Source organism: Armatimonadota bacterium (assembly GCA_028871815.1).
In the GTDB taxonomy this organism is placed as follows: Bacteria; Armatimonadota; Chthonomonadetes; order Chthonomonadales; family Chthonomonadaceae; genus REEB205.
In genome coordinates this window covers 107,788-131,179 of the sequence record JAGWMJ010000012.1, presented here as the reverse complement: position 1 = coordinate 131,179, position 23,392 = coordinate 107,788, and the positions used below count along the sequence as shown (strand labels likewise).

The following is a 23,392-nucleotide window of genomic DNA, read 5'->3' as shown; positions in this document are numbered from 1 at the left end:
TGACTGTGGCCAGGCCGGCTCCGCCGCCGCATCCCGAGCCGACCAGGGTGGCTGCAAAGATCGCAGCCGCAAGATAGGCGCTCTTCATGGCTTGCTTTCCTTCTGGGGGATGAATGGGGGCGTGTCAGTACCCGAAATAGAACGGATAGGTGATGGCCGGCGCGCTGGATGCCCGGCCTCTACGGTACCCAGATCGTCACCGGGTTAGCATTCTCCGTCGTGGCGGGGTCGCCCGGCATAACGGCAGGGCCACCCAGGCTATTCTTCCCAAAGACCGCTCCAAACAGAGCGTTGTGTGGGTACGTGACCACCGTGTACATTCCGGTGGCGAGGTCCGGGCTGGTTTCGGTGACGCTCTGCGCCGTGCCGGGCGCGACGTCAACGGTGGGCACATCATAGCCAGAGGTCCCCCCAGAGGGCTGAGGGACGGCCGTAACCTGGCCGTCTGCGCTGGTGGCCGTCCCTATGAAAAACGTATCCCCATCCCAACTCACGCTGCCTTTTGTGCCGTTGGCCACCGTGAATGTTATCGACAGCCAACTGGTCCCAGAGTTCGTAGTTCTAGTGACGACCTGGCTGAACGTGATACCGTCGACCGTTCGGGGACGCGACGTGCGAGTGACTGCGGCCAGGCCGCCTCCGCCACCGCATCCCGAGCCGACCAGGGTGGCTGCAAAGATCGCAGCCGCAAGATAGGCGCACTTCATGGCTTTCTGTCCTTCTGGGGGATGAATGGGGGCGTCTCAGTACCCGAAATAGAACGGATAGATGATGGCCGGCGCGCTGGATGCCCGGCCTCTACGGTACCCAGATCGTCACCGGGTTAGCATTTTCCGTCGTGGCGGGGTCGCCCGGCATAACGGCAGGGCTACCCGGGCTATTCTTGGGTCCAAAGGCCGTCCCATACAGGGGAATCCCTGGGTACGTGACCACCGTGTACATTCCGGTTGCGCGGTTCGGGCTGTATCCGGTGACACTCTGCGACGTGCCGGGCGCGACGTCAACGCCGAGCACATCGTCGCCTTGGGTCCCCCCTCCGCCCTGCTCAGGGACCGGTGTGACCCGTCCGTCTGCGCTGGTTGCCGTCCCTATGAAAAACGGATTTCCATCCCAACGCACGCTGCCTTTTGTGCCGTTGGCCACCGTGAATGTTATCGACAGCCAACTTGTCCCAGATTTCGTAGTTCTAGTGACGACCTGGCTGAACGTGATGCCGTCGACCGTCCTGGGACGTGACGTGCGAGTGACTGTGGCCGGGCCGGCTCCGCCGCCGCATCCCGAGCCGACCAGGGTGGCTGCAAAGATCGCAGCCGCAAGATAGGCGCTCTTCATGGCTTGCTTTCCTTCTGGGGGATGAATGGGGCGTGTCAGTACGCGAAATAGAACGGATAGATGATGGCAGGCGCGCTGGATGCCCAGCCTCTACGGTACCCAGATCGTCACCGGGTTAGCATTTTCCGTCGTGGCGGGGTCGCCCGGCATAACGGCAGGGCCACCCGTGCCCTTCGGGGGGCCAAAGGCCGTTCCATACAAAGCTTCCCTTGGGTACGTGACCACCGTGTACGTTCCAGGTACGAGGTCCGGACTGTATTCTGTGATACTTTGCGAAGTTCCGGGCGCGACGTCAACGACGGACAAGCCCTGGCCAGAGACCCCCAACTCCGCGACGGTTATCGGTGTGACCCGTCCGTCTGCGCTGGTTGCCGACCCCATGAAAAACGGATTTCCATCCCAACTCACGCTGCCTTTTGTGCCGTTGGCCACCGTGAATGTTACCGACAGCCAACTGGTTCCAGATTTCGTAGTTCTAGTGACGACCTGGCTGAACGTGATGCCGTCGACCGTCCGGGGACGTGACGTGCGAGTGACTGTGGCCAGGCCGGCTCCGCCGCCGCATCCCGAGCCGACCAGGGTGGCTGCAAAGGCCGCAGCCGCAAGATAGACGCTCTTCATGGCTGGCTTTCCTTCTGGGGGATGAATGGGGGCGTGTCAGTACCCGAAATAGAACGGATAGATGATGGCCGGCGCGAACTGGTGTGGTTCCGGGCAACGCCGTACACGCATTCCCGCCATAGTGACGACACTGGAACTTGGCGCCGAGCGGAAATGCGGGATTCCGAACAGCAGCACGCACAGGAGGGTCAAAGCAACCTGATTAAACGGCCAAGTCGGACGGGCCGCGTTGCGTTGCGTTGCGCGGCTGCCTGAAGTGTTCCGGTTCATCGACGCTGCTCCGCTCAATCCCAATTTCGAGTCGTCGATACCGGTCTACCACAAATATCGCCGGTTGGCATACCCACAGCATTCCACAGATCAAGGTATGGCATAATCCCGGCAAATGCCGTCGTCATGCAACGCGTAGGGTCGACCTCAAGCTTCATCGGAATACGACGGTATTCAGGCTTCATTTGCTCACCGTTTCAGTGAGTAAACTCAACGCGCGAATCGCCGGTTCCGCATTCACAGACGGTCCCAAACTATTTCTCGTGGAGGCTCACGGATTATCCGCCGTGGGCGAAGTCGGGATAGTCGGTCATGCCGCCATCCACAAAAACCGTGCAGCCGGTTACATACGAGGCTACGTCCGAGACGAGCGTGACCGCGACGTTCGCAATTTCGTGTGGCTCGCCGATGCGGCCCAGCGGTACTTTGGCGTCGAGATCCTTCAGCGTGGTCGGGTTGCTCCAGACTGCCTGATTGATCGGCGTACGTATGGCGCCGGGCCCTAATGACAGCACGCGCACTCCAAACGGCGCCGCCTCCTGCGCGAGGGTTTTCGTCAGCATACCGCCGGCAGACTTCGACGCCGTGTAGGCGCTGTAGCCGGACCAGGCAATCTGCTCATGAACGGAGCTGATGCCCAGCACAACGCCACTCTTCTGCGCGGTCATGCGTTTGAGCGCTTCACGCGAGCAGTAGTACGCGCCGAAAAGGTTCACCTCCAGCACTTTGCGCCATGCGGCCACGTCCGACTCCCATGCCATGGCGCGCGGACCATCGATGCCGGCGTTGTTGACCAGGATATCGATGCCGCCCCAGGCGGTATCCATCGCCTCGAACATCGCCTGCACCTGGGCGGGATCCGAGACATCGGCCTGCAGCGGAAGCGCCTTGCCCTGTTTGGCTTCGATCTGGTTGACGAGGTCCTGCGCCGCGCCTGGATTCACCACATAGTTGATGCCAACCTGTGCGCCGGCATTCGCCAGCGCCAGAACAATGGCGTTGCCGATTCCGGAATTGCCGCCGGTAACCAGAGCCCGCTTCCCGTCCAGGCGCACATCCATGATTCATCTCCTCCAGGCAGAAGGCGTCGCTGTCGCACAATCAATCGTTGCGAAAGTGCCGAGTGCTCATTGTACCCGTGAGTAGCCGCGGGCAGGATTCGAGCGCCGGATCGGGGAATCGCTTGCCGCCCACCCGCTTGGCTGGCCGGTCCGCCGGCAGGAGATGACGTTATGCCCCTGATTGACATGCCTCTGGATCAGCTGCTCACCTACGAGGGACGCAACCCCCGGCCCGCGGATCACGCCGCGTACTGGGATACCGCGTTGGCGGAAATGCGCGCCACGAAACCCGAGCCTGTACTGCACGCGGTTCCAAATCCCTCCTCTGCCGTGGAGGCGTTTGACCTCACGTTCACCGGGGTTGGCGGATCGCGGATCTATGCCAAGTATATGCGGCCGGCGCGCATTGCCGGACCGCGGCCCGCGGTGCTGATGTTCCACGGCTATTCCGGAAGCAGTGGAGACTGGCTGGAAAAGGTGGCTTATGCCGCCAGCGGATACTGTGTAGCAGCGATGGATTGCCGGGGACAGGGAGGGCGCTCGGAAGATTTGGGAGGAACGCGAGGAAACACTCTGCGCGGCCATATAATCCGCGGTCTCGACGACGAACCCTCCAGGATGCTGTACCGCCAGATCTTCTTGGATACGGCGCAGCTTGCCCGCGTTGTGATGGAGTTCGACGAGGTGGACGCCACGCGGGTCGGCGCCACCGGCGCCTCGCAAGGCGGTGGTTTGACGCTGGCCTGCGCCGCACTGACGCCGGAAATCCGGCGCGCCGCCCCGGTCTATCCGTTCCTCTGCGACTACCAACGCGTGTGGGAGATGGACCTCGCGACCAACGCGTACGATGAGCTGCGGACCTGGTTCAGGATGTTCGATCCAACGCACGCACGGCAGGACGAGATCTTCCTGCGGCTGGGCTACATCGACGTGCAGCATCTGGCGGACCGTATCAAGGCGCAAGTATGCATGATTACCGGGCTCATGGATACGATCTGCCCGCCATCAACCCAGTACGCCGCGTTTAACAAGATGCGGTGCGAAAAGGATGTTCTCATCTATCCCGATTTCGGGCACGAGGGCATACCTGGCGCGGGAGACCGGTGCTTTGAGTTTCTCGCCGGCCTTTAGGCGCCGATGCTGCTCACCGTCACTCCGAACGCCGCCATCGATCGGACGTACATGTTCGGCGCATTTCGGCTGAACCAGGTAAATCGCCCCACCGATATGCGGGTAAGCGCCGGCGGCAAAGGGATCAATGTGGCGCGCGTGTTTCATCGGCTTGGCGGATCAGTTGCCACCACGGGGTTTCTCGCCGGTGAGGCCGGCCATGCCATTCAAGCGTGGATCGAGGAGGAGGGTCTTCATCCAGCGTTCGAGTGGCTGCCTGGAGAATCGCGGACGTGCATCACGGCGATGTCACGCAAGGGCTCCACGCAGACCGAGTTGAACGAGTGCGGGCCGGATGCGCAGCAGGCCTCGGGGCGACTGCTGGCGCGGATCGAGCGGATGACTCGGGACCTTCCGGCAGATACCGTGGCGCTGTGCGGCAGTCTGCCCGAAAATGCGCCCGAGAGCCTTTTTGCCGACGCGGTCTGCCTGGTGCAGGCGGCCGGCCGGCGCGCGGTGGTGGATACGAGCGCACCCTCCCTCACAAGCTGCCTCGCCGCAAAACCCTGGGTTGTCAAAGTAAACCGCATTGAGGCAGAGCGCGCGCTGGGAATTGCAATCGCGCCGGGCGTGGCGGCGGAACTGGCCCGGGCAGCCCGTGAACTGCGGCTCCATGGCGCCAGGATCGCGGTGGTCACGGATGGCGGCGCCGGCGCGGCCCTTGCATGCAGTGCGGGTACATGGTTTGCGGCGCCGCCCACGATACGCTTCAAGTCCGCAGTCGGCTCGGGTGATGCATTTTTTGCGGGTCTTCTATTCTCGATCAGCGCGGCGCCGGAGGCGGATAGCGCCTGCCAGGCGCTCCAGCTGGCCACAGCCGCCGGCGCAGCCAACGCCGAGGTGATCGGTTCGGGATTCTGCACGCGGCGGCGGATACTCACTCTGCTGCCACGTGTGAACGTAGTGCGGTGCCCACAGCCTATGTCTGCGTAACGGCCTGGACCAGCAGCGCGCGCGACGGCCGTCGAAACTCATGGCGGGGCCCGGCGGCGCCCGGTTTAGACTCGATCCAATGGACGGCGCCACGGATCAGGGTTGGAAGATCAACAACGCCGCGCTGCATCAGCTCCAGCACGACGGGCGTGCCGAGCGTGAAGGCTGTGACCGCGGCCTGTACCGAACGCGCTTCCGCCTGTGCCTCCAGCCGCTCAACGTTGACTCGCTGAAACCCGGCCCGAATAATCAGTTGGCGCAAGTCGTCGGTTCCACCCATGGAGTGAGGGAGCCTGGAGAGCGGCTGCGCGCCCTTAGGAAGCTGTGCCTCCAGTGCGGCTACGATAGTCCCGGCGAAGTCGTTCGGCATAAGTCCGGCCCATGTGGTCAGCAGCAGGCAGCCACCCGGACGGAGAGCGCGCGCCATATCGGTAAGCGCCGCCAGACGGTCGCGAAAAAACATGAGCCCGAAGAGGCAGGTGACAACGTCGAACTGCGTCGATTTCACAGCCAGTTGCTCGGCGCGGGCACGAACCAGTTTCACGTTGGCGGTCTCATGGCAGCCCCGTAGTGCCTGGCAGATCATCGACTCACTGGCATCGACGCAAAGAACCCGTGCCGATGGTTCAAGCTGGGCGGTCCGAATACCGAATCGGCCCGGTCCGGACGCGACGTCGAGAACTCGGTCGCCCGGTGCGATCCGCGCCGCCACGCGCACGCGGTTCAGCCACGGATCGAACAGTATCGGCGCCAGAAGCTGTGCGTACGCCTCCGCGATACCTCCGGCAAACGATGCATAATTCTCCGGCAGCGAATTCGCCAATCATCTGCTCCGAACCGCCCATTTCCGCAACTATGACACACATTCCTGACTGTACCGCGCTCCAGAACACGTGTATCCTGGAAACTCCCGATCCGGTGATCAACGCAGCGTTCCGCTTCGCCAAGGATAACATTGCCCGGTGCATGCGATGGTACACGCTGGGATGGGGAATGAGCAACGCGCCGCACAACTATGCCATCGTCGTGGGCCGCGACACCGCATGGATGGGCATGGGTATCGACTACGTTGCGCCGTGGTTCACTCATGCATCGCTGGCCGTGTTCCGAGACCGCCAGAAGGCGAACGGCATGATCCTGGAATATGTGGATATGGAGCGCGGCGTCGAGTGCGACTATGGACTGAACATCAGCGACAATACACCGCTCTACATCCTTGCGTTGGCGCATCACGCGGCTATGCACGGGCCGATTCCGGATTATGCCGCATCGGTGGAGCGTGCTGCCGACCACATTCTCTCCCAGATCGGAGCAGCCGGCCTGGTGGAAGGCGTAGCGGCAGGCGTGGAGACCAGCGGCATCTTCTCCTGGCGCAACATCATCCCCGGCGGCGTAATCGCCGGCGCGGTGACCGAACTGAACACGCTTTGCGTTGCAGCGCTGCGTGGCGCCGCGGAGTTTTGCGAGGCTCCGCATTATGCTGCGGCGGCTGACACACTGGAAGAGAATATGCGCCGGCTTGAGACCGCAAATGGCTACCTGCTCGCGCTGGATAACGGGGCGGAAAACGCGAGCGAAACCGGCGACATGCTTTTTCCGCCGCTGTTTAATGTGGGAGACAAGGGTTTGCACCGCGCGATACTGGCGCGTATGGGGCGTGACGCGTTCTGGGGAGAGCGCGGGATGCGAACCGTGCCGCGCGACGATCCCGCGTATGACCCATCTGGCAGCGTGGGCCTGCTCGGCGGCAGCTGGCCAAACCTCACACTCTGGTACGCGGCAGCGGCAGCCCGGCACGATCCCGACCGCGCTCTGGACGCTCTGCTTCGCGTCGCCCGCACAGCTGCCGAACCGCAGCCCGAGACGGCGAATGTAAATATAACCGAGTTTGCCGAGGTGTTTCATGGCGAAACCGGCGTCAACATTGGCATGCGGCTGTCGCCGTGGGTGGCGCCTACCTTCATCTGGGCCGTGGTGGAAGGCCTGTTGGGCGCTCGATGGCACGGCGGGCGTGCAATATTTCGACCGTGCTGGCCGGATGGATGGAGCAGCGTTTCGATCCGGCGATTGCCCACGCAGCACGGCTTTGTCGATCTGGAACTTGTTCGATGAGCCCACTTCCAGCTTCGCACAGATTTGACAGGGCCATGACATCGCGTTAACGCGCGCCGCCCTATACTCCTTCGAGCGAGCAACCGGGCCGCAATGCGGTCCACCGACCCGAGGAGAAAACCATGGCAAGGCGCGCGTTTACACTGATCGAACTTCTAGTTGTTATTGCGATTATCGCTATATTGGCGGCGATATTGTTTCCCGTGTTCGCACAAGCCCGAGAGAAGGCGCGGGCGATAACCTGTACCAGCAACCTCCGGCAGGTTGGGCTGGCATTCCAGATGTACACCGAGGATTACGACGAGGTCTCGCCCATGGTCAGCCACGAGTTGATCGCCGGCGGCATCGTATCCCCAACCAATCCGCAGGGCTTGATGGATCAGGACTACTACGTTCTGCTGCAGCCGTACATCAAAAACGTCGCGATGTTCTACTGTCCGGACCGTAACGACTGGCCAATCCGGTCGAACGGCATACCACGCTGCCAGGACGGGATCAATCCGATCGACCGCTGCCTCGGTTATGGTTACGACCAGGGACTGGTAAGCGATGGCGGATATGGCGTTGTGTACCACGACCAGCCAGACCCCGGCAATCCCGGAAACTCGTACCGGCCGGGCAAGCCGATCGCTGCATTCACAGCGCCTTCCGACCTGGTGGTGTTCGGTGATTCGTACGATACGCCAACGTATTCGGTGACGGCCGACAATATCTTCAGCACGCTTCCCGATGGCTACAGCTCGAAGGATATCCGCCATATGCAGAATCTGGTCTTCGCGTTCGCTGATGGCCATGCCAAACCCATCAAGTTCAATACCGCGGAGTACACCGGATACGGGCTGATCGGGCTGCCCGCCAACCAAACCGACGCCCTGAAGTTCTGCTCCGATCCGAACATCGTAGGCGATTACTCCGATGATGGTGGTGGCGGCCTGGGCTCAGGCTATCCGATGCAGACCGGCGCGGAGAGCTGCACGCAGCTGGTTACCGATCTCTACAGCAACTCGGTCACCACTCCGTAGGTATTACGCCGTGGAGGAGGAGCAGATGACCCGCAGGCTCACGCCGCGAACTCGGATTGCGCTCACTCTGCTGCTGCTCGTGGCAGCCGGCCCTGGCGCCGGCTGCCACGGACAGGAGGCGAGCACAGCCGTCATGGACAACCGCGTTGCACGCAAGCATGGCCACTTCAAGCCTGCTGCTGCCCTGGCGGCGCCGCAGCGCGCGCAGAACCTGGGCACCAGCTATTGAGACTCTACTAAACCGATCGTTCAGGAGGAGATGATGCGAAACCTTGAGACCTCGGCGCTCGCGGCCGTGTTGCTGTGCGTCATGGCAAGCGCCGGCGCGCAGCGCCTGCCGTTGTTCCAACACCCGAAGGTTACGGTTCCGGGCGGACGCGGGCGCTTTGACTACATGCTGGTTGACCCCGCGACGCGACGGCTTTATGCCACACACAAAGGTACCGGGCGCCTGGCCGTGCTCGACCTTAAAACGGGCATTGTGCTGCCATCGCCGCACGTAGGCAAAACGCAAGGCGTGGCCATAGACGCAACGGACGGTCGTGTACTGCTAGGCGCTGAGGAGGGCAGCGTGCTCTCCCTGAACCGAACCACGCTGGCGCCTGTCGGATCCACATCGCTTCCGGGTCCGGTAGACGATATTGCGCTGGACACGCGTAACGGCCTGGTTTACGCCGATCACGATGACGGCGCTGAGGTGTGGGTGGTCCGCGCCTCCACCATGCAGCGCGTTGCCGACATCCCGGTTGCCGGCGCGCCAGAGTTTATCGAATACGACCGACCGTCAAACCGGCTGTACCAGAACATCAAGGCGAACGACACGGTGCTGGTGATCGACCCGGAATCCAATACCGTAACTTCGGTTTGGCGCACCGCTCCAGCAACTTCGCCACACGGTCTGGCCGTGGATCATGCGCGTGGCCGCCTGTTCTCCGCAGGCGCCGATGGGATCCTGGTGGAGTTCAACCTGTTCACCGGCCGGCTGATCGCGTCTGCGCCGATTCCAAAGGGCGCCGACCAGATTGCATTTGACCCGCACACGCGTAGAGTCTACTGTGCCTGCGCGGGCTGGTTTGGGGTGGTTCAGGAGACCGACGGCGGCTTGAAGCCGCTGCCCTCCGTTCCGGCGCCCGCCGGATCGCACACACTTGCGGTGGACCCGAAAACGCATGCCGTTTGGACCACCGGCACGGATGCGAACGGCAGCTTTTTTGAGGAGTTTACGCCGCAGTAGCCGGCGCTCGCGGTGTGTGGCATGTGCCACAGGCGGGCCGTTCGAACTTGACATCACCCATCCGGTGTGCCAGACTCTGGTAACCGTAGTGGCGGAAACAACCGGAATCGTGGCGCCGCAACGCCTCAAATCCAGCCGCCGGCACGGTTACAGTTCGTCGTTCCATTCTGGCCGAGACGACGTCCGAGGAGGTTCACACTACAGGCATCCAATTGGTGTCTTAACGGAAACGGAAAGGAGGAACCATGGTGTTTCTCAAGTCTCCTCTCCGTTTTGTTCCTTGCGCCACGGCGCTTGCGTTGGGGTTTGCATTTTTGCTGCCCGGCGCGCGTTCGGCGTTTGGACAGACGGGCGGGGAACGCAGCGCGCATTCCGCGGCTACGGTGAATACCGCAGCCGGCGAAAAGAAGGTGACGCTGCGCGAGCCAATTCCTTACTCCACCCAGAGGAAGGCGACATCGGCGCTTCGGAGCGGCTGCAGCCGCACATTACGCGCTGGTGTGAACGGTGAGCGAATCGTCGTTTATCGTGAGGAGTACGGGGCGGGAGGGGCCGTGTTGCGGCGCGTGCTGCTTTCATCCCGTGTGATTAGAAAACCGGTTGCAGCGATCATCCAGGTGGGTTACAAGCTTGAGCTAGCCTCTCGCGGGTACTTCTCTGGACGGCGGGTGATGATCATGCGAGCCACCACATACGACCCGTTTCACTGCGGCGGCTCCGGTTCGGGTAGAACCGAGCTGGGACTGCGCGGTGGATACGGCGTGGTCGCGGTGGATCCGCACTTCATCCCACTGGGTACTCGCCTCTACATCGAGGGCTACGGTTATGCCGTTGCCGCCGATACCGGTGGTGCCATCAAGGGCAACCGCATTGACCTGGGAATCGACTCGAAACACGGTGCAAACGGCATAAAAGATATGAACCATGCCCGTGTTCACATTCTGGACTAGGGCTCTCGCCGCGACGGCCCCGCGCGGATGCGACAGGGGTCTGCAACAGAGCCATGGCGCCAGATACGGTTTCCACAAGTTCGGCCAAAAGAAAACCGCTCCCGCGCCCGGCGCGGTCCGGCAAATCGCTGGGCCAGCACTTTCTGCGTGATGAGGCGGCGCTGGAACGGATCGTACGGGCGGTGGACCTCACGCCCGACGATCCCGTTCTGGAAATCGGACCCGGTTTAGGCGCCCTTACGAAACTGCTGTGCCGCGACGCTTTGCGCGTGACGGCCGTGGAAGTCGATCCGCGCTTTGAACCGCCGCTTCGCAAGCTCTGTGAAGCATTCCCCAACCTCGACCTGATCTTCGCCGATTTCTTGCGTCTGGACCTCGCCGACCTTCTGGCGCGCGCATTTGGCCCGGTCCGCGGTGTGGTTGCGGCCAACATTCCCTACTACATCTCCACGGCGATTTTAGAGCGCCTTCTGGCCTCAACATCGGAGTGGCGGCGGACCGTACTGCTGGTCCAACGGGAGTTTGCGGCACGGATGGCGGCCGCGCCGGGCGGCAAGGAGTATGGGGCGCTGTCGGTATTTGTACAGTTCACCACGCACGCCGAACTGCACGGAGTGGTGCCGCGCACCGCGTTCCAGCCGGCTCCGGAGGTCGATTCACAGATTGTAACGCTGACTCCGCACACAGCCCGGGCAGTTCCGGTCGAGCACGAAACGCTCTTCTTCCACGTAGTGCGTGCAGCCTTCGGGCAGCGGCGCAAGACCCTTCTGAACGCACTGGTGCGGGCTCCGGCATCGTTCGGGCTCGGCCTTGCACTGGACGATCGCGACGAGTGCGCGTCGATTCTGGCGGCAGCAGGAATCGATGGTCTGCGGCGGGGCGAAACGCTGAGCATCGCCGAGTTCGCGCTGCTTACGCAGGCATTCCTTGCCGCAGGGCGGCCCATCGAATCGGACGTTCCGCGATGAAGCAGACCGCGCACGAGGTCGACACCGGCCTGCTTGTCTCGGCCGTGCGGCCGCATTCGCCGGCGTTTCATGCCGGAGTGCGTCCGGGCGACCTGCTGTTGAGCATCGACGGCCACCCGATTCATGACGTGCTCGATTTCCGCTTCCACGCTGCCGAGCAGCGCCTACAGCTTGCACTGCAGCGCGGCGCGGAGCGCCTCGAGATCGTGGTACAAAACGTCGATTCGGCCGATGCCGGGCTGGAGTTCGAGCAGGATCTTGGCGACGGCGTTCATACCTGCGACAACCGATGTGTCTTCTGCTTTATCCATCAGATGCCGAAGAAGATGCGCAAGCCGCTCTATCTGATGGACGACGACTTCCGCCTCTCGTTTATGCATGGCAACTACGTAACGCTGACCAATCTCAGCGACACCGAGTGGACGCGTATTCTGGAGCAGCGGCTGTCCCCCTTGTACGTGTCGGTGCATGCCACCGAACCGGCTTTGCGGGGCACGCTGCTCGGCCGAGGCGCGCCGACGGCGATTCTGCCCCAGCTGCGGATGCTGGCAGATGCCGGCATCGATGTCCACGCGCAGATCGTGCTGTGCCCGGGCCTCAATGACGGTGATCATCTGCGGCAGACGATTGAGGAACTGGCGGAGGAGCACCCGGCGGCCAGCGGCAAGCGGTGCGGCGTACTCTCCACTGCGATTGTACCGGTTGGACTGACGCGGTTCCGGCGCGGCCTGGCGCCGGTGGAGCATGTGGAGCACGACTACGCGGGCGGCATGATCGCCGCCGTAAGCCGCATGGAGCGTGCACTCCGGCGTCGCCTCGGGACCCGGTTTGCCTGGCTGGCGGATGAGTGGTACTTTCTGGCCGGCGCCCCGTGGCCCGGTCGGAGGCACTACGAAGCGTTTCCGCAGCTGGAAGATGGGATCGGCACGGTGCGGCTGTTTCTCGACGACGCCAAAAACGTCTCGCGCCGCCTGCCGGACCGCGCGCCACGGCCCGTGCAGGCAACGCTGGTCACGGCCGAGATGGCTGCCGGGATCGTCACCGAGTTCGCTGCGCGCCTCAACCGGATCGCGGATGTATCGGTAAACGTCTGCACCATCAAGAACGGATTCTTCGGCGGCGATATCCGGATCGCCGGACTGCTGACGGCCACCGATATCATTTTGCAGGTACGGCAGTTCCGCGGAGCTCATGAGCAGGTTGTGGCGCCGAAGATCTGTCTGCGAGCAGATGGCCTGTTTCTCGATGACCTGACGCCGGCCGACGTCTCAGCCCAGCTGGGTCGGCCATTGGTCGTCTCCGGCAACCGCCCCAGCGACCTGTGCGTGGCGCTCGGCCTTCTACCGCAAGCGCGAGCCGCGCCGATTTCCGCGAACCGCTGGTTGATGGAGCCCGGCGCATAGGCCGGTATCCGGTGATAGCTCCTGCGGCAGGCCGATCCTGCCACCTACCGGTAACGCCACGTGATGCCTCTGCGATTCATCTTCTACCTTGCGCATTAGCAAACCTGCAGAAGTAATGTATCTGTGACATTAGTAGCCGGACTGGCTTACCAGGGTGTATGGCTGCTGTTGACAAACGCGGAGCGCAAGCAGGTGGTGGTTCTGCCGACGCCGCCTGACATCGGTGACGGCGGCGCTGCCGACCACGCTTTAAGCCGAGCCGATCACCACTCACGCAACGCCGTAAGCCGGCTGCCTGGAGGGATGCATTCCACTGCGATGCGCCTGCTTCAGCCCTGCCGAGCTCGCTGGATTGAGGTGGCGTGGCTAGATTAAGCGGACTAAGGCCTCATGTTGAGGCGCCCGGTCGCCCGGGGACCACGGCAGCATACAGCTGGCGCAACCGAATAGCCTGGGCGAAATGCGCGCCGGCATCCACCTTGTACGGTACGTGCCGCCGGAAGCCGTTGGAGAATCGACGATGAAGGATCGCCCTGAATCGCGCCGTTCCGGCACAATGCCATTCATTGATTCCGTGTCGTGGTTACGTGGTGCACTCCACGGCTGATGGTGGTCAACCGTGCTGAGCGAGCATCGCGCCCGGTTATCCAGTACTGATCGGACCGGCGACTCGTCGCAGCACGATTGCACGCACGAATCTCAATCAAGCGTCTAACCACTTACCGCACCGGCTCCCCTGCCTACGGCCGTCGCCCCTGCCGCGACCGGCAGTACTCGGGAGTTCGGCGTCGGCCGCCCCATTCCCCGCATCATTGCCCACGTGCGCATAACCATTCATCTCTCGGGCCATGCCGATTGGATAGTGGTGTACAAGCCGTTCCGGTGCGGGCCGTCGTACCGGAGATTAAGGAGCTGCAGGCCGGTTTCGCTGTCGCTATAGGTCCCATATTGTGAGCCAAAGCCGGAGTACGGATCGGTTGTGGTACCGGAGATGGAGCGGGCGCCGAAGGCGTCGAATGCGAAAGAGGCGAGGACGGTGTCGCTGGAGTTGACCTCTTCGGCCGGGTTACCCTGCGGATCGAAGGCGTAGAAGATACTGGAAGTGCCGGCATGGCGCGGTCAAAGGCGCGCCGTCGCTGACGCGGCGCCATGGGCTCGGTATTTGACGCCAGCGCCAGCCGGGATCGGAAGGTTAATCGCGCCAAGCGCCAGACCGCGCTTGTGGAGAAACGCAATAGCTTGCAGGCGCAACGCACTGGGAACCCTGGCAGCCGGCGTGTGTTGGAGGATGAACCTTACAAGCGCTGCCGCGCGCTCGTCCATTGCGCACTCTAATACGCTGGCGCCGTTTGGCCCAACCGAGTTCAGATCGCCGCCGTCCAGCAGCGCGAGATGCGCAATCTCGGGCCGATCGTCGCCCAAAGCCGACCACACACAAGTATTGAGCAGACGACGGCTAAAGTTGCGACCATCCATGAGTATGACTGTGGCCGACGCCCACTTGCGCCAGAACAGGGCAGCGGTAAGTCCTGGCCCGGGATCGGCGCCGCGGGAAACCAGAAGGCGAACGGCACGAACCCGATCAGTGGTCGCCGCGGCGGCGATCGGCGCTTCTACCCCGCCGATGCCGAAAGTGCGGGCGTCAACGGGCACGCCATCCCTAAGGCCACGCGAGATGCCTGGTAGGTCGCCATCCGCCGCCGCACTGTGGAGAGCCCGCGCACGCGAACTGACGACTAACGCCAGTATCGCCGTAAGGTTTGCCGCAAGCACGAGCAGGCAGACGGCGCGAACGACGAAGCTGGCCAAACGTATCGCCAAGCGGGTTGCCCGGCGGTGGAATGGCGCTGCCTCGTCTACGGAGTATCGGCTGCCAGGCTTCACGTTACGGCTCATGACGCGCCCGCACATACCGTGATGCGGCGCGGCCGACGGAATCCGACGTGCCGCTTTGCTGCGACGCTCTGCCGCCAGCATGAAGCAGGATGCTGGCCAGCGCCAGGTCACCGTTGCGGACGGCGAGGTCGAGGGCTGTTCGGCCCGAGTAGTCCTTGGCATTGACGGCAGCACCAAGCCGGATCAGCAGGCGGGCAGCGGCCGTCCGCGGGAGCTCCTGCGGGCCGTAGTTGGGGGATGTCGCGCCACACACGCATGTCATCAACGCGGTTTGGCCAAACCGGTCGGTTCCGTTAACGGACGCCCCAGCGCGCACCAGGTTGGTGATCGGCAGGACATCTCCCCAAAAAGCCGCAGCCGACAGCAGCGGCTCGCCGAACGACTTGGCAGCAGGGCTAAGGCCACGCCGCAGGGCGAGCGAGAGGATATCTGCACGACCCGCCGGAAGCGCCGCAACGGCGCAGAATCTGAGCGAGGTCCTTTCGGCCGGATACCGGCTGGAGAGCACGGCGGTCGCGACTCGCCATTTTCCGGCGGCTGCCGCCGACCGAAGCGCGTAGCCGGCCGTTGCGCCGTCACGGAGTAGCGCCAACGTGCACCGCGTACGGGCGTGCCACACTGCCTCGTCTATCATGTATGGCCGGACGTCTAAGCCCACTATTCGCATGGCGCTCATCGGGGCATCATCCATTTCTGCCCGGATGGCGGCTGGTCGGCCTCCCAGTACGATGAGGTCGTAGATGTCTAGTAGGTCGGCGTACGCAAATAGCAGCGATAGGGCCACGGCACCGTCCACCGCCAGAGCGATAGCAGCTAGCGCACAGATTGGGTTGCGTGCCGCAACGGCACGCAACCTCTGCCGCAACCCGATCAGTGGTGCAATCCGCATCGTCAGCGTCCCATCAGCCCAATGCAAAACTCTGCGCGCGCCGCTCGCAGACTCATCGCGACCGCGGCGGACGTGCCCCAATCATCATTCGTTTCGCCCAATCACGGCAGTTGCCGATATGGGTCCATGGAATTGGTATAAGGCAATAGTCTGGCGGATTCTTCACCCGGCCCTCGCACTCGTCGTAGAGCCGCATGCAGTAACCGGGATCGTGGATGTCCGGCCCGATCGGTGTCGCCTTCTTGCCCACGTCCAGGTCCGGGGACGTCACGCGGCCGGGGCCGGGAAAGATGCGCCCACTGGAACCGCCAGATGGCCCGCTCGATCCACCACGGCCGCTCAAGGTTGAACTACCTCGGCTGCTACTACTCGATCCGCACGATCCGCCATGACCATTGGCTGGAAAAAAGCCAAACGAGGGCGGCGTTGGCTCCGGAATCGGCGGCATACCAACAATCGCGGCTATCGGGTCCATAACTTTGTGCCAGCTGCCACCCCACGGGTTGCCGGGCCACGGATCGTCCGGGCCGAATCAGATGTCGGAGTGCTGAGGGATGCCATGAGACACGATCTCCCATAACCTGACCAGACCTTCCGGATCCGCCCGATTCCCCGCATCATTCCCCACAACCCCATAAACATTCACCCCTCCGGCCATGCCGATGGGGTCACGGTTTACAAACCGGCCCTGCGCCGGGTCGTAGTACCGGTAGCCGAGGAGCTGCAGGCCGGTTTCTGTGTCGCTATAGGTCCCATATTGCGCTCCGAAGCCGGAGTACGGATCGGTTGGCGTACCGGAGATGGAGCGGGCGCCGAAGGCTGGCGGGATCAATGAAGCCCGCCACGCCAATGATACACGAACACGTCGGTAGAACCATGCGGCCGCAACGCGTGCTCCAGTACCACCGCGATGTGCCCGCCATCCGGCGCGAAATCTACCCCAGCCGGGGTGCCTGGCAATGCCGAGTGCGCCGCCAGTCGGCCAGTCGCAAGCGAATAGACCTCAAGCATGCTGGCCGGCGGCTGTGCGCCGGAGGCTGTGCGGCGCCGCGATTCCACGATGCTGCCCGCGTAAGCCAGCCACTTGCCGTCCGGCGAGACTGCCCACGTCCATCCATTGTCCGCATACCCATGCAGGTTAAGCGGCACCGTCCTGCGGATCGTGGCGCCGGACGACCCGGAGATAGATGCAGGCACCACGCCGCCAAGGTCGGTAGGTGCCAAGCCGACGAATCCGCCGCCGAAGCTCGCCACCTCGTTGGACAATAACGGCCTGGCAAGCCGCGTAACGACCGGCCCGCGCAACGCGCCGTCGCGGACCGCAACGTACGAGCGCACCGGGTATACAATTCCGCCACCGGTAGGGTAGAGCACGATGCGCTTGTCGGTAGCCATGATGATGAAGATGGTGTACTCGTCGCCGCGTCGCGTCCGCATCGCCGAGCGGAATATGCGCCTGGGCGCTGAATTTCCGTGGAACAGGTACGCCCACGATCGGCGGAACGACCAGCCGCCGTACAGCAACCTGGTTCCCGACGGACCGCACACGTAATCCGCATAATCCAGCCTGTGAGCGCGGATGAAGCGGTTCAGCGCACGGGGCTTGCGGGTTTCGTCGGAAGATACGCTGCGAAGATAAAGCACGAGCGGCGCCCTGGCGTGTGGTCTGATATTGGCGCGGCCGACCAGCAGCCACCCTGCCGACCACCAACCGTGCAGCATGTCGGTCGCGGGCAGTGCTAGGTCGCGTTCCAGTTGTAGCGTAGCGGCCCGGGCGCTAACGGGCCCGCGCGCCGAGCTCGGGGCGGCCGACGGCGCGGAAACGATTAACGTGGCCAGCGCGCAAACCCAGCCACGAATGATCGCGCGCGGTCGTTGCCGCCGTATCGGTCGCTCGGCATCAGTACACAACGAGTTGGTTCCCGCCCAACGTTTTTAGGTTGTGCCTGATGGCGCGCAGCGCGGAGTTAGGCAGCACGATACAGCCGTCGCTGTGCCCACGGCCACGGAGGTGGGGATCCCTCGGCGCACCCGGGCCCCTCATCGGATACTTATATTTCCGGCCGCCGTCGGGCTCGTTTGGCATCCAGGGGCCATGGCACTGGAAATCCCCTCGGGTGCAATGCGTGTTTCCGCCGACGATCGGGATACGCCCAGGATGCTTTTTCCCCGGCGGCACAAGCCCGTATCTCCCGCGAGGGATGGGGCCATTGCCGGGCTCGGTCTCCTGGCTCGGGTCCTGGTGGCCGCGCTGGCCGGAATACCCCGGCCAGCCCGGATCAACAGGCACAGGCGGTTTACTACCAGCGTGCTGAGGCGGGCATGGCCCGGGGATATAGTACATGTGCCCCAAGTGGCTGTTGTTGCCGCGAACGAATACCCAACATTGGCCGTCAGGATCGTCGCCAGCCGTCGGCCCATTTGCCGCATACCCGTACAGGTTAACCCCGCCCCCGTACTCAGTCCGATCCCGGTTTACAAACCTTCCCTCCGCCGGATCGTAGTACCGGTAGCCGAGCAACTGCAGGCCTGTTTCTGTGTCGCTATAGTACCCATATTGTGAGCCGAAGCCGGAGTACGGATCGGTTGCCGTACCGGAGATGGAGCGGCTGCCGAAGGCGTCGAAGGCGAAAGAGGCAAGGACCGAATCGCTGGAGTTGACCTCTTCGGCCGGGTTGCCCTGCGGATCGAAGGCTCGAGGATGCTGTTACGGCCCAAGTTTATCTGATATAAACGCGGGCACCGGCATCGATGGGCCCAGCCAGACAGCGATGCCGGCAAAATCGTAGACACCCAACAGGAGGGCCTGAGTATGGCGTGCAATCTCGGCAAAGAACGACGACGGGCCGACCGCTATCTGGTCCAGCGGCAAGGCATCCGTGAAGTGGTAACGCGACAGAACCACGAGGGCGTTATTGATGCCAAACTCTACATCCCGGTATTGGTATCGGCAGCCCTCGTCGGTTGCGCGCTCACTCGTCATCACGTACAGGACCTCGCTGGACACCTGTAGCGCGGCGATTCCATGCGAAGCGACCCTGGCATCGACGCCCGGGCCGTCCCATGTCGTGGCCCGTCCGTCACCAACCGCCACCCTCCGGCGACTCGCCTTCAGCCAGCCGCGTTCCCAGTGGAACAATGACGCGTTTATCGCGGCCCTCTCTCGCCACAAGCGCCCGTCGGCACTGTCTTCCAGTTGGTCTCAGTCATAGAAATCGTACAGCCAGTCAGCGGGATCGACGTCGGAGCGGGCGTACGTGAACCAGCGGCCCGCCTCGAGATCGACGCCGACGCGGACTGCTTCAGCCCACACGCTGCCGCAGTCGGTACGATACGTTTCCAGCCAGCCTCTGCAGTAGGCATCGGCCCGGCGGTCCAATTCGAACCAGCGTAACGACACGCCGTCAGTGCTGGGTGATGCCCGTGACTTGTTATACGGGTTCATAGGAACCATCCGGGTCGATGCGCCAGCCGCCGTCGGTACCTCTATGGTAAATATCCCAGTGGAACGGCCAGCCGTGGTGCCGCTTCACGTCGTCCCTGTGGATCGAGCAACCGGACGGTTCATGCCACATATTGGGGCACCTGGGCTCCCACCCACCCCCTGGCAGTGGCGCTGGCGGCGAGTTAGGATCCGATGGGTCGATGGGCCGCGCCGGTGGCGGCGGATCACCCTCCTGCCCGCGATATGGCCGCAGCGGCGATAAGACCGGAGGCTCCGGTTCGGGCTCACCACTGCCGCCTGCGCCGCCCCCGCGCGGTAGCGGGTCGCCATCGCTAGGCTGAAGGCACAGCGGCGCGCCGCGGCAGCAGCTCCTCTACATGACCGCCGTCGCGCCCGACCAGCGCACTGGTCGCCAGTCCAACGAACAGGCCAACCTCAGCGACTCCGGTGATGCGCTTCACTTCCTCCTCGGTTTCGGCCGGGTTTGGGATGGCGCCCGCACGTACATCCAATACAAACAGGCCGTCATCGGTTACAAATGGCTCAAGCGCGCCGGGGCTTCGCATCCGCAGATGCGCCGGTCCAAGAACGGCCTCAACACGCCGCCGCGTAACCTCCCAGCCGAACGGCATAACGGCCACGGGAAGCGGAAATGCGCCAAGAACGGCACACGGCTTGGAGCCGTCACAGATGACGACCATCCGGCGGCTCATGGCGGCAACGATCTTCTCGCGCACCAGTGCGCCGCCGCCACCCTTGATGAGATCCAGGCTCGGATCGACCTCGTCGGCGCCGTCGATGGTAAGATCCACCGCGTCAAGCTCGTGCGCCTCAACGAGCGGGATGCCATTCTCCAGAGCCAGCTCACGAGAGCGCTCGGATGTAGGAACTCCGCGGACAATAAGGCGCTCTTCGCGGACTCGCCGACCTATAGCCTCTATGGCATACTGGGCTGTAGAACCCGTACCGATACCCAGAGTCATGCCCGATTGAACGTACCGAACGGCGGCTTCTGCGGCACTCTGTTTGGCATTCACGCGGGGCGGGCTTTCGTGGCGGAAGGGCGGATTGGCGGCACAGTATACCCGCCGGTCAACCCCCTCCGGGCGGCAGGAGTTGCGGCTGCGGCTGCCGAACCAGAACTCGTTTGCTGAGACTTTTCGTTTGACCGTGGAGGCGAATCATGGAGTTTGGCTGCAGTACCTTGCTGTACGGCTCTCACAGCCTGCAAGATGCCCTGGACGGCATCCACCGGGCAGGCTTCAAGGCGATTGAACTGTGTGCGATAACCGGTATGGCGGAGCACCTCACCCCCGTCATGCTGGAGAATCCCGACGCGCTGGCGCAGGTGAAGGAACTTGCGCAAAGCCGCGACCTGGCGATCGAATCGATCGGCGCCTCGATGAATCTGCTGGACGACTCGGCGCCGAAGCGTGTGCAGGCGTTGAGTCAGGCGGCGAGCTGGATCGGTGTGCCGGCGCTCACCACGGGAACCGGCGGACGCACTGGCGACGAAGCGAGCTTCGAGGCGGTGGTCGCTGCGCTCAAGCGGCTGACACCTATACTGCTGGATGCCGGAGTCAAGCTGAGCCTGAAACCGCACGTGGGCGCGGCGATGCACAACACCGAAACCGCGATTCGGCTGATGGAGATGGTGGATACGCGCGCCGTGGGCCTTAACGTGGATGCCAGCCACCTGTGGCGGACACCGGTACCCGAGACGCCGGAAGAGACGATCCCGCGGCTGCTGCCATGGCTGGTGACGGCCCGCATCCGGGATACGCTGAGCCATGAGCAGCCGATCGGTCCCGTGGAGACCCAGATACCGGGAGGCGGCGCCATGAACCTTGCCGCCGTCATTCGCGTATTTGAGTCCAAGCCCGGCCTGAAATGTGTAACACTGGAGATTGTCGGCACCCACAGCGGTTGGGAACTGTCGAAGGTGGATGCTGTGGTATCTGAGTGCTATCGCAAGCTTGAAGCGCTCCGGGAAAGCTAGAGAACGAATGAAGCGACTGCAGTGGCTGATGGCGTGCGTGATATACGCCGTGGCATTACCCGCCATGATGGCCGGGGCGCAATCCGGCGCCCGCATGCCACTGCAGGCGCAGCTGGACGGAGTGCGCCGCAAGGTCTATCCGGCCCTGGTGAACATCACCGTGGTGTACCGTTACTACGATGAGGGCCGCGCTCACCGGAATCCGGCCGGCGGCAGTGGCGTTATCATTTCACCCGACGGTTATGTGGTGACCAACTTCCACGTCGCCGGGCACACCACGCACATCACCTGCACCCTTTCGGGCGGCGCCACCTACGACGCGCGGGATGTTGCCGATGATCCGCTCTCGGACCTCAGCATTCTCAAGCTGCGCACTCCGCCGCATAGCACCCTGCCCTACGCCCGCCTCGGCGACAGCAGCAAGTTGAGGGTGGGTGACTTTGTGCTGGCGATGGGCAACCCACTAATGCTCTCCTCCTCGATGACGTTGGGCATCGTCTCGAACACCAAGCGCGTGTTCACCGACTTCACCGGCACCGAGATCCAGGATGTGGAGCTGGATGAAGGTGAGAAGACCGGACTCTACACCCGCTGGATTCAACACGACGCTCTCATCCTGCCGGGCAACTCGGGTGGGCCGCTGGTTAACCTGCAAGGCCAGGTTGTGGGCATCAACGAACTGGGTGACTCCGGCGTCGGCTTCGCCATTCCCTCTAACATTGTGAGAACGGTGTTTCACCAGATTCTCGATTATGGCCACGTCAAGCGTGGCTGGAGCGGCATCACCGTACTGCCGGTGGACAAAATGGGCCGCACCACCGGCGCGCTGGTCTCATCCATTACACCGAATTCGCCGGCGCAGGCGGGCGGGATCCGCCCCGGCGACATCATCATGGCCGTCAACGGCCAGCCAACCACGGTGCGCTTCTGGGAGCAGGTGCCGGTGTTCTACCAGAATATCGCCACGCTTCCGGCGGGCAAACGGGTTGCCATAAGGCTTCTGCGCAATGGAGTGCTGCAAACGCGAGAGATAACCATTGCCCCAATGCGCCCGTTCCTTGGCAAGGAGCGCGAGGTTGCCGCAGACGGCGTCTCCGTGCGCTCCATCACGCCGGCAATGGCGCTCGAGCGGTACCTTCCAAATACCAACGGTGTAATTGTTACCGGCGTGCGCCCCGGTTACCCATTTGAGTCGGCGCAGCCTCCAATCGCTGCAGACGACGTCATTGAAACCGTCAACGGCGCGCACGTAACCACACTGGAATCGTTTCAGCGCCTTATGGCGGCAACCGGCGGCAAGGATGCCCTCATCGGCTTCCGCCGGCAGGATGACCAGATGTTCACGGTGGTAAAGCCGGAGATCCCGAAGGCACAGGACGTTTCCACCGATCTGCCGCAGGCCTGGCTCGGAATCCGAACTCAGGTGCTGGTACCGGAGGTTGCGGCGCGACTAAACCTCAAGGGCCACACCGGCTTCCTGATCACCGAGGTCTATCCCTGGACGGAAGCCGCGAAAGCCGGACTGCGGGCGGGTGATGCCGTGGTCTCGCTGGACGGTTCACCGCTCACCGCTTCGCGCCTGCAGGACTCTGAGGATCTGAAGCAGGCGATCAGCAACCTCTCGGTAGGGGATGTCGCGAAGTTGGGTGTGATTCGAAACGGGGTCGCAAGCACGATCGCCTGTACGCTGGAGGCTACGCCGACCGGCGCATCGCAGGAGAAGACCGTTCGCAGCAAGGAGTTTGAGTTCGGCGCTCGGGAGCTCTCCAAGCTGGATCGGATCCGGCATCACTGGGCGGAGAACGAGAACGGCCTCCTTGTGACGGAAGCCATAAACGGTGGCTGGGCCAACGTAGCCGGACTGCACATCGACGACCTGCTCCTCTCGATAAACGGCAGGCAAGTGCCGGATGCCGCGTCGTTCAACCGGGTGATGGCCGCCATCCTGAAGAACAAGCCCAAGGTCATCTCGATGTTTGTACGCCGCGACGTTGAGACGCATTTTGTGTTTATTCAACCGGATTGGTCGCATCTGTCGCGGTAACGAACGGAGTATGGCGCCGGAGACCGGCACGCCATGAACGGAG

At 63.1% G+C, this 23,392-nt stretch carries 25 protein-coding genes; 12 read left to right on the top strand and 13 right to left on the bottom strand.

Annotation, left to right across the window (positions count from 1 at the left end):
* Positions 1-179: 179 nt before the first annotated feature.
* The 4 genes from KGJ62_13810 to KGJ62_13795 all read right to left on the bottom strand — a co-directional run bounded on the left by KGJ62_13810 (position 180) and on the right by KGJ62_13795 (position 3,284).
* Positions 180-707 carry a hypothetical protein gene (locus KGJ62_13810; protein MDE2127658.1) on the bottom strand — a complete coding sequence of 176 codons (528 nt, stop codon included), beginning with the start codon at positions 705-707 and terminating at the stop codon, positions 180-182.
* A gap of 91 nt (positions 708-798) precedes the next feature.
* Positions 799-1,332 carry a hypothetical protein gene (locus KGJ62_13805; GenBank protein ID MDE2127657.1) on the bottom strand — a complete coding sequence of 178 codons (534 nt, stop codon included), beginning with the start codon at positions 1,330-1,332 and terminating at the stop codon, positions 799-801.
* 90 nt (positions 1,333-1,422) lie between these two features.
* Complete coding sequence (locus tag KGJ62_13800) at positions 1,423-1,953, bottom strand: hypothetical protein (GenBank protein MDE2127656.1); 531 nt, start codon at positions 1,951-1,953, stop codon at positions 1,423-1,425.
* A gap of 548 nt (positions 1,954-2,501) precedes the next feature.
* Positions 2,502-3,284: an SDR family oxidoreductase gene (locus KGJ62_13795; protein MDE2127655.1), complete on the bottom strand. Its 783-nt coding sequence runs from the start codon at positions 3,282-3,284 to the stop codon at positions 2,502-2,504.
* 171 nt (positions 3,285-3,455) lie between these two features.
* Here KGJ62_13795 and KGJ62_13790 point away from each other — a divergent pair, with 171 nt between their 5' ends.
* A complete protein-coding gene (locus KGJ62_13790) occupies positions 3,456-4,415 on the top strand; it encodes an acetylxylan esterase (protein MDE2127654.1) in 960 nt (319 codons plus the stop codon).
* 6 nt (positions 4,416-4,421) lie between these two features.
* Positions 4,422-5,387 carry a hexose kinase gene (locus KGJ62_13785; protein MDE2127653.1) on the top strand — a complete coding sequence of 322 codons (966 nt, stop codon included), beginning with the start codon at positions 4,422-4,424 and terminating at the stop codon, positions 5,385-5,387.
* On the opposite strand, the gene KGJ62_13780 is transcribed toward KGJ62_13785, so the two are convergent.
* Positions 5,374-6,210 carry a methyltransferase domain-containing protein gene (locus tag KGJ62_13780; GenBank protein ID MDE2127652.1) on the bottom strand — a complete coding sequence of 279 codons (837 nt, stop codon included), beginning with the start codon at positions 6,208-6,210 and terminating at the stop codon, positions 5,374-5,376. The two genes, KGJ62_13785 and KGJ62_13780, sit on opposite strands and share 14 nt — an antisense overlap.
* 32 nt (positions 6,211-6,242) lie before the next feature.
* Between KGJ62_13780 and KGJ62_13775 the strand changes: the two genes are divergently transcribed.
* From KGJ62_13775 to KGJ62_13740, 8 genes are all read left to right on the top strand, one after another.
* A complete protein-coding gene (locus KGJ62_13775) occupies positions 6,243-7,499 on the top strand; it encodes a hypothetical protein (protein ID MDE2127651.1) in 1,257 nt (418 codons plus the stop codon).
* Positions 7,500-7,621: 122 nt separating this feature from the next.
* Positions 7,622-8,521 (top strand): DUF1559 domain-containing protein, encoded by a 900-nt coding sequence (locus tag KGJ62_13770; protein MDE2127650.1) that lies wholly within the window; start codon positions 7,622-7,624, stop codon positions 8,519-8,521.
* A gap of 25 nt (positions 8,522-8,546) precedes the next feature.
* Positions 8,547-8,750, top strand: coding sequence for a hypothetical protein (locus tag KGJ62_13765; protein MDE2127649.1), 204 nt, complete (start codon positions 8,547-8,549; stop codon positions 8,748-8,750).
* 30 nt (positions 8,751-8,780) lie between these two features.
* Positions 8,781-9,755 (top strand): hypothetical protein, encoded by a 975-nt coding sequence (locus KGJ62_13760; GenBank protein ID MDE2127648.1) that lies wholly within the window; start codon positions 8,781-8,783, stop codon positions 9,753-9,755.
* Positions 9,756-10,000: 245 nt separating this feature from the next.
* On the top strand, positions 10,001-10,705 hold the full coding sequence (locus tag KGJ62_13755; protein MDE2127647.1) for a G5 domain-containing protein: 705 nt from the start codon (positions 10,001-10,003) through the stop codon (positions 10,703-10,705).
* 53 nt (positions 10,706-10,758) lie between these two features.
* Positions 10,759-11,673 carry a ribosomal RNA small subunit methyltransferase A gene (gene rsmA / locus KGJ62_13750; protein ID MDE2127646.1) on the top strand — a complete coding sequence of 305 codons (915 nt, stop codon included), beginning with the start codon at positions 10,759-10,761 and terminating at the stop codon, positions 11,671-11,673.
* Positions 11,670-13,076 carry a DUF512 domain-containing protein gene (locus KGJ62_13745; protein ID MDE2127645.1) on the top strand — a complete coding sequence of 469 codons (1,407 nt, stop codon included), beginning with the start codon at positions 11,670-11,672 and terminating at the stop codon, positions 13,074-13,076. The genes rsmA and KGJ62_13745 overlap by 4 nt, the downstream gene beginning before the upstream one ends.
* A gap of 123 nt (positions 13,077-13,199) precedes the next feature.
* Positions 13,200-13,451 carry a hypothetical protein gene (locus tag KGJ62_13740; GenBank protein ID MDE2127644.1) on the top strand — a complete coding sequence of 84 codons (252 nt, stop codon included), beginning with the start codon at positions 13,200-13,202 and terminating at the stop codon, positions 13,449-13,451.
* 744 nt (positions 13,452-14,195) lie between these two features.
* Here the strand turns inward: KGJ62_13740 and KGJ62_13735 are convergent.
* The 8 genes from KGJ62_13735 to rpiA all read right to left on the bottom strand — a co-directional run bounded on the left by KGJ62_13735 (position 14,196) and on the right by rpiA (position 20,343).
* Positions 14,196-14,960 (bottom strand): hypothetical protein, encoded by a 765-nt coding sequence (locus KGJ62_13735; GenBank protein MDE2127643.1) that lies wholly within the window; start codon positions 14,958-14,960, stop codon positions 14,196-14,198.
* 1 nt (position 14,961) lies between these two features.
* Positions 14,962-15,861: an ankyrin repeat domain-containing protein gene (locus KGJ62_13730; GenBank protein MDE2127642.1), complete on the bottom strand. Its 900-nt coding sequence runs from the start codon at positions 15,859-15,861 to the stop codon at positions 14,962-14,964.
* 52 nt (positions 15,862-15,913) lie between these two features.
* Positions 15,914-16,132, bottom strand: coding sequence for a hypothetical protein (locus KGJ62_13725; GenBank protein MDE2127641.1), 219 nt, complete (start codon positions 16,130-16,132; stop codon positions 15,914-15,916).
* A gap of 261 nt (positions 16,133-16,393) precedes the next feature.
* Positions 16,394-16,822, bottom strand: coding sequence for a hypothetical protein (locus KGJ62_13720; GenBank protein ID MDE2127640.1), 429 nt, complete (start codon positions 16,820-16,822; stop codon positions 16,394-16,396).
* 939 nt (positions 16,823-17,761) lie between these two features.
* Positions 17,762-18,463, bottom strand: coding sequence for a hypothetical protein (locus KGJ62_13715; protein MDE2127639.1), 702 nt, complete (start codon positions 18,461-18,463; stop codon positions 17,762-17,764).
* Between the two features lie 105 nt (positions 18,464-18,568).
* Positions 18,569-18,868, bottom strand: a complete 300-nt coding sequence (locus KGJ62_13710) for a hypothetical protein (protein ID MDE2127638.1) — start codon at positions 18,866-18,868, stop codon at positions 18,569-18,571.
* Between the two features lie 195 nt (positions 18,869-19,063).
* Positions 19,064-19,306 carry a hypothetical protein gene (locus KGJ62_13705; protein MDE2127637.1) on the bottom strand — a complete coding sequence of 81 codons (243 nt, stop codon included), beginning with the start codon at positions 19,304-19,306 and terminating at the stop codon, positions 19,064-19,066.
* 332 nt (positions 19,307-19,638) lie between these two features.
* Positions 19,639-20,343: a ribose-5-phosphate isomerase RpiA gene (gene rpiA / locus KGJ62_13700; protein ID MDE2127636.1), complete on the bottom strand. Its 705-nt coding sequence runs from the start codon at positions 20,341-20,343 to the stop codon at positions 19,639-19,641.
* 146 nt (positions 20,344-20,489) lie between these two features.
* Between rpiA and KGJ62_13695 the strand changes: the two genes are divergently transcribed.
* Positions 20,490-21,305, top strand: a complete 816-nt coding sequence (locus KGJ62_13695) for a TIM barrel protein (GenBank protein MDE2127635.1) — start codon at positions 20,490-20,492, stop codon at positions 21,303-21,305.
* A 7-nt stretch (positions 21,306-21,312) separates the two neighbouring features.
* Positions 21,313-23,349 (top strand): PDZ domain-containing protein, encoded by a 2,037-nt coding sequence (locus KGJ62_13690; protein ID MDE2127634.1) that lies wholly within the window; start codon positions 21,313-21,315, stop codon positions 23,347-23,349.
* Positions 23,350-23,392: the final 43 nt, after the last annotated feature.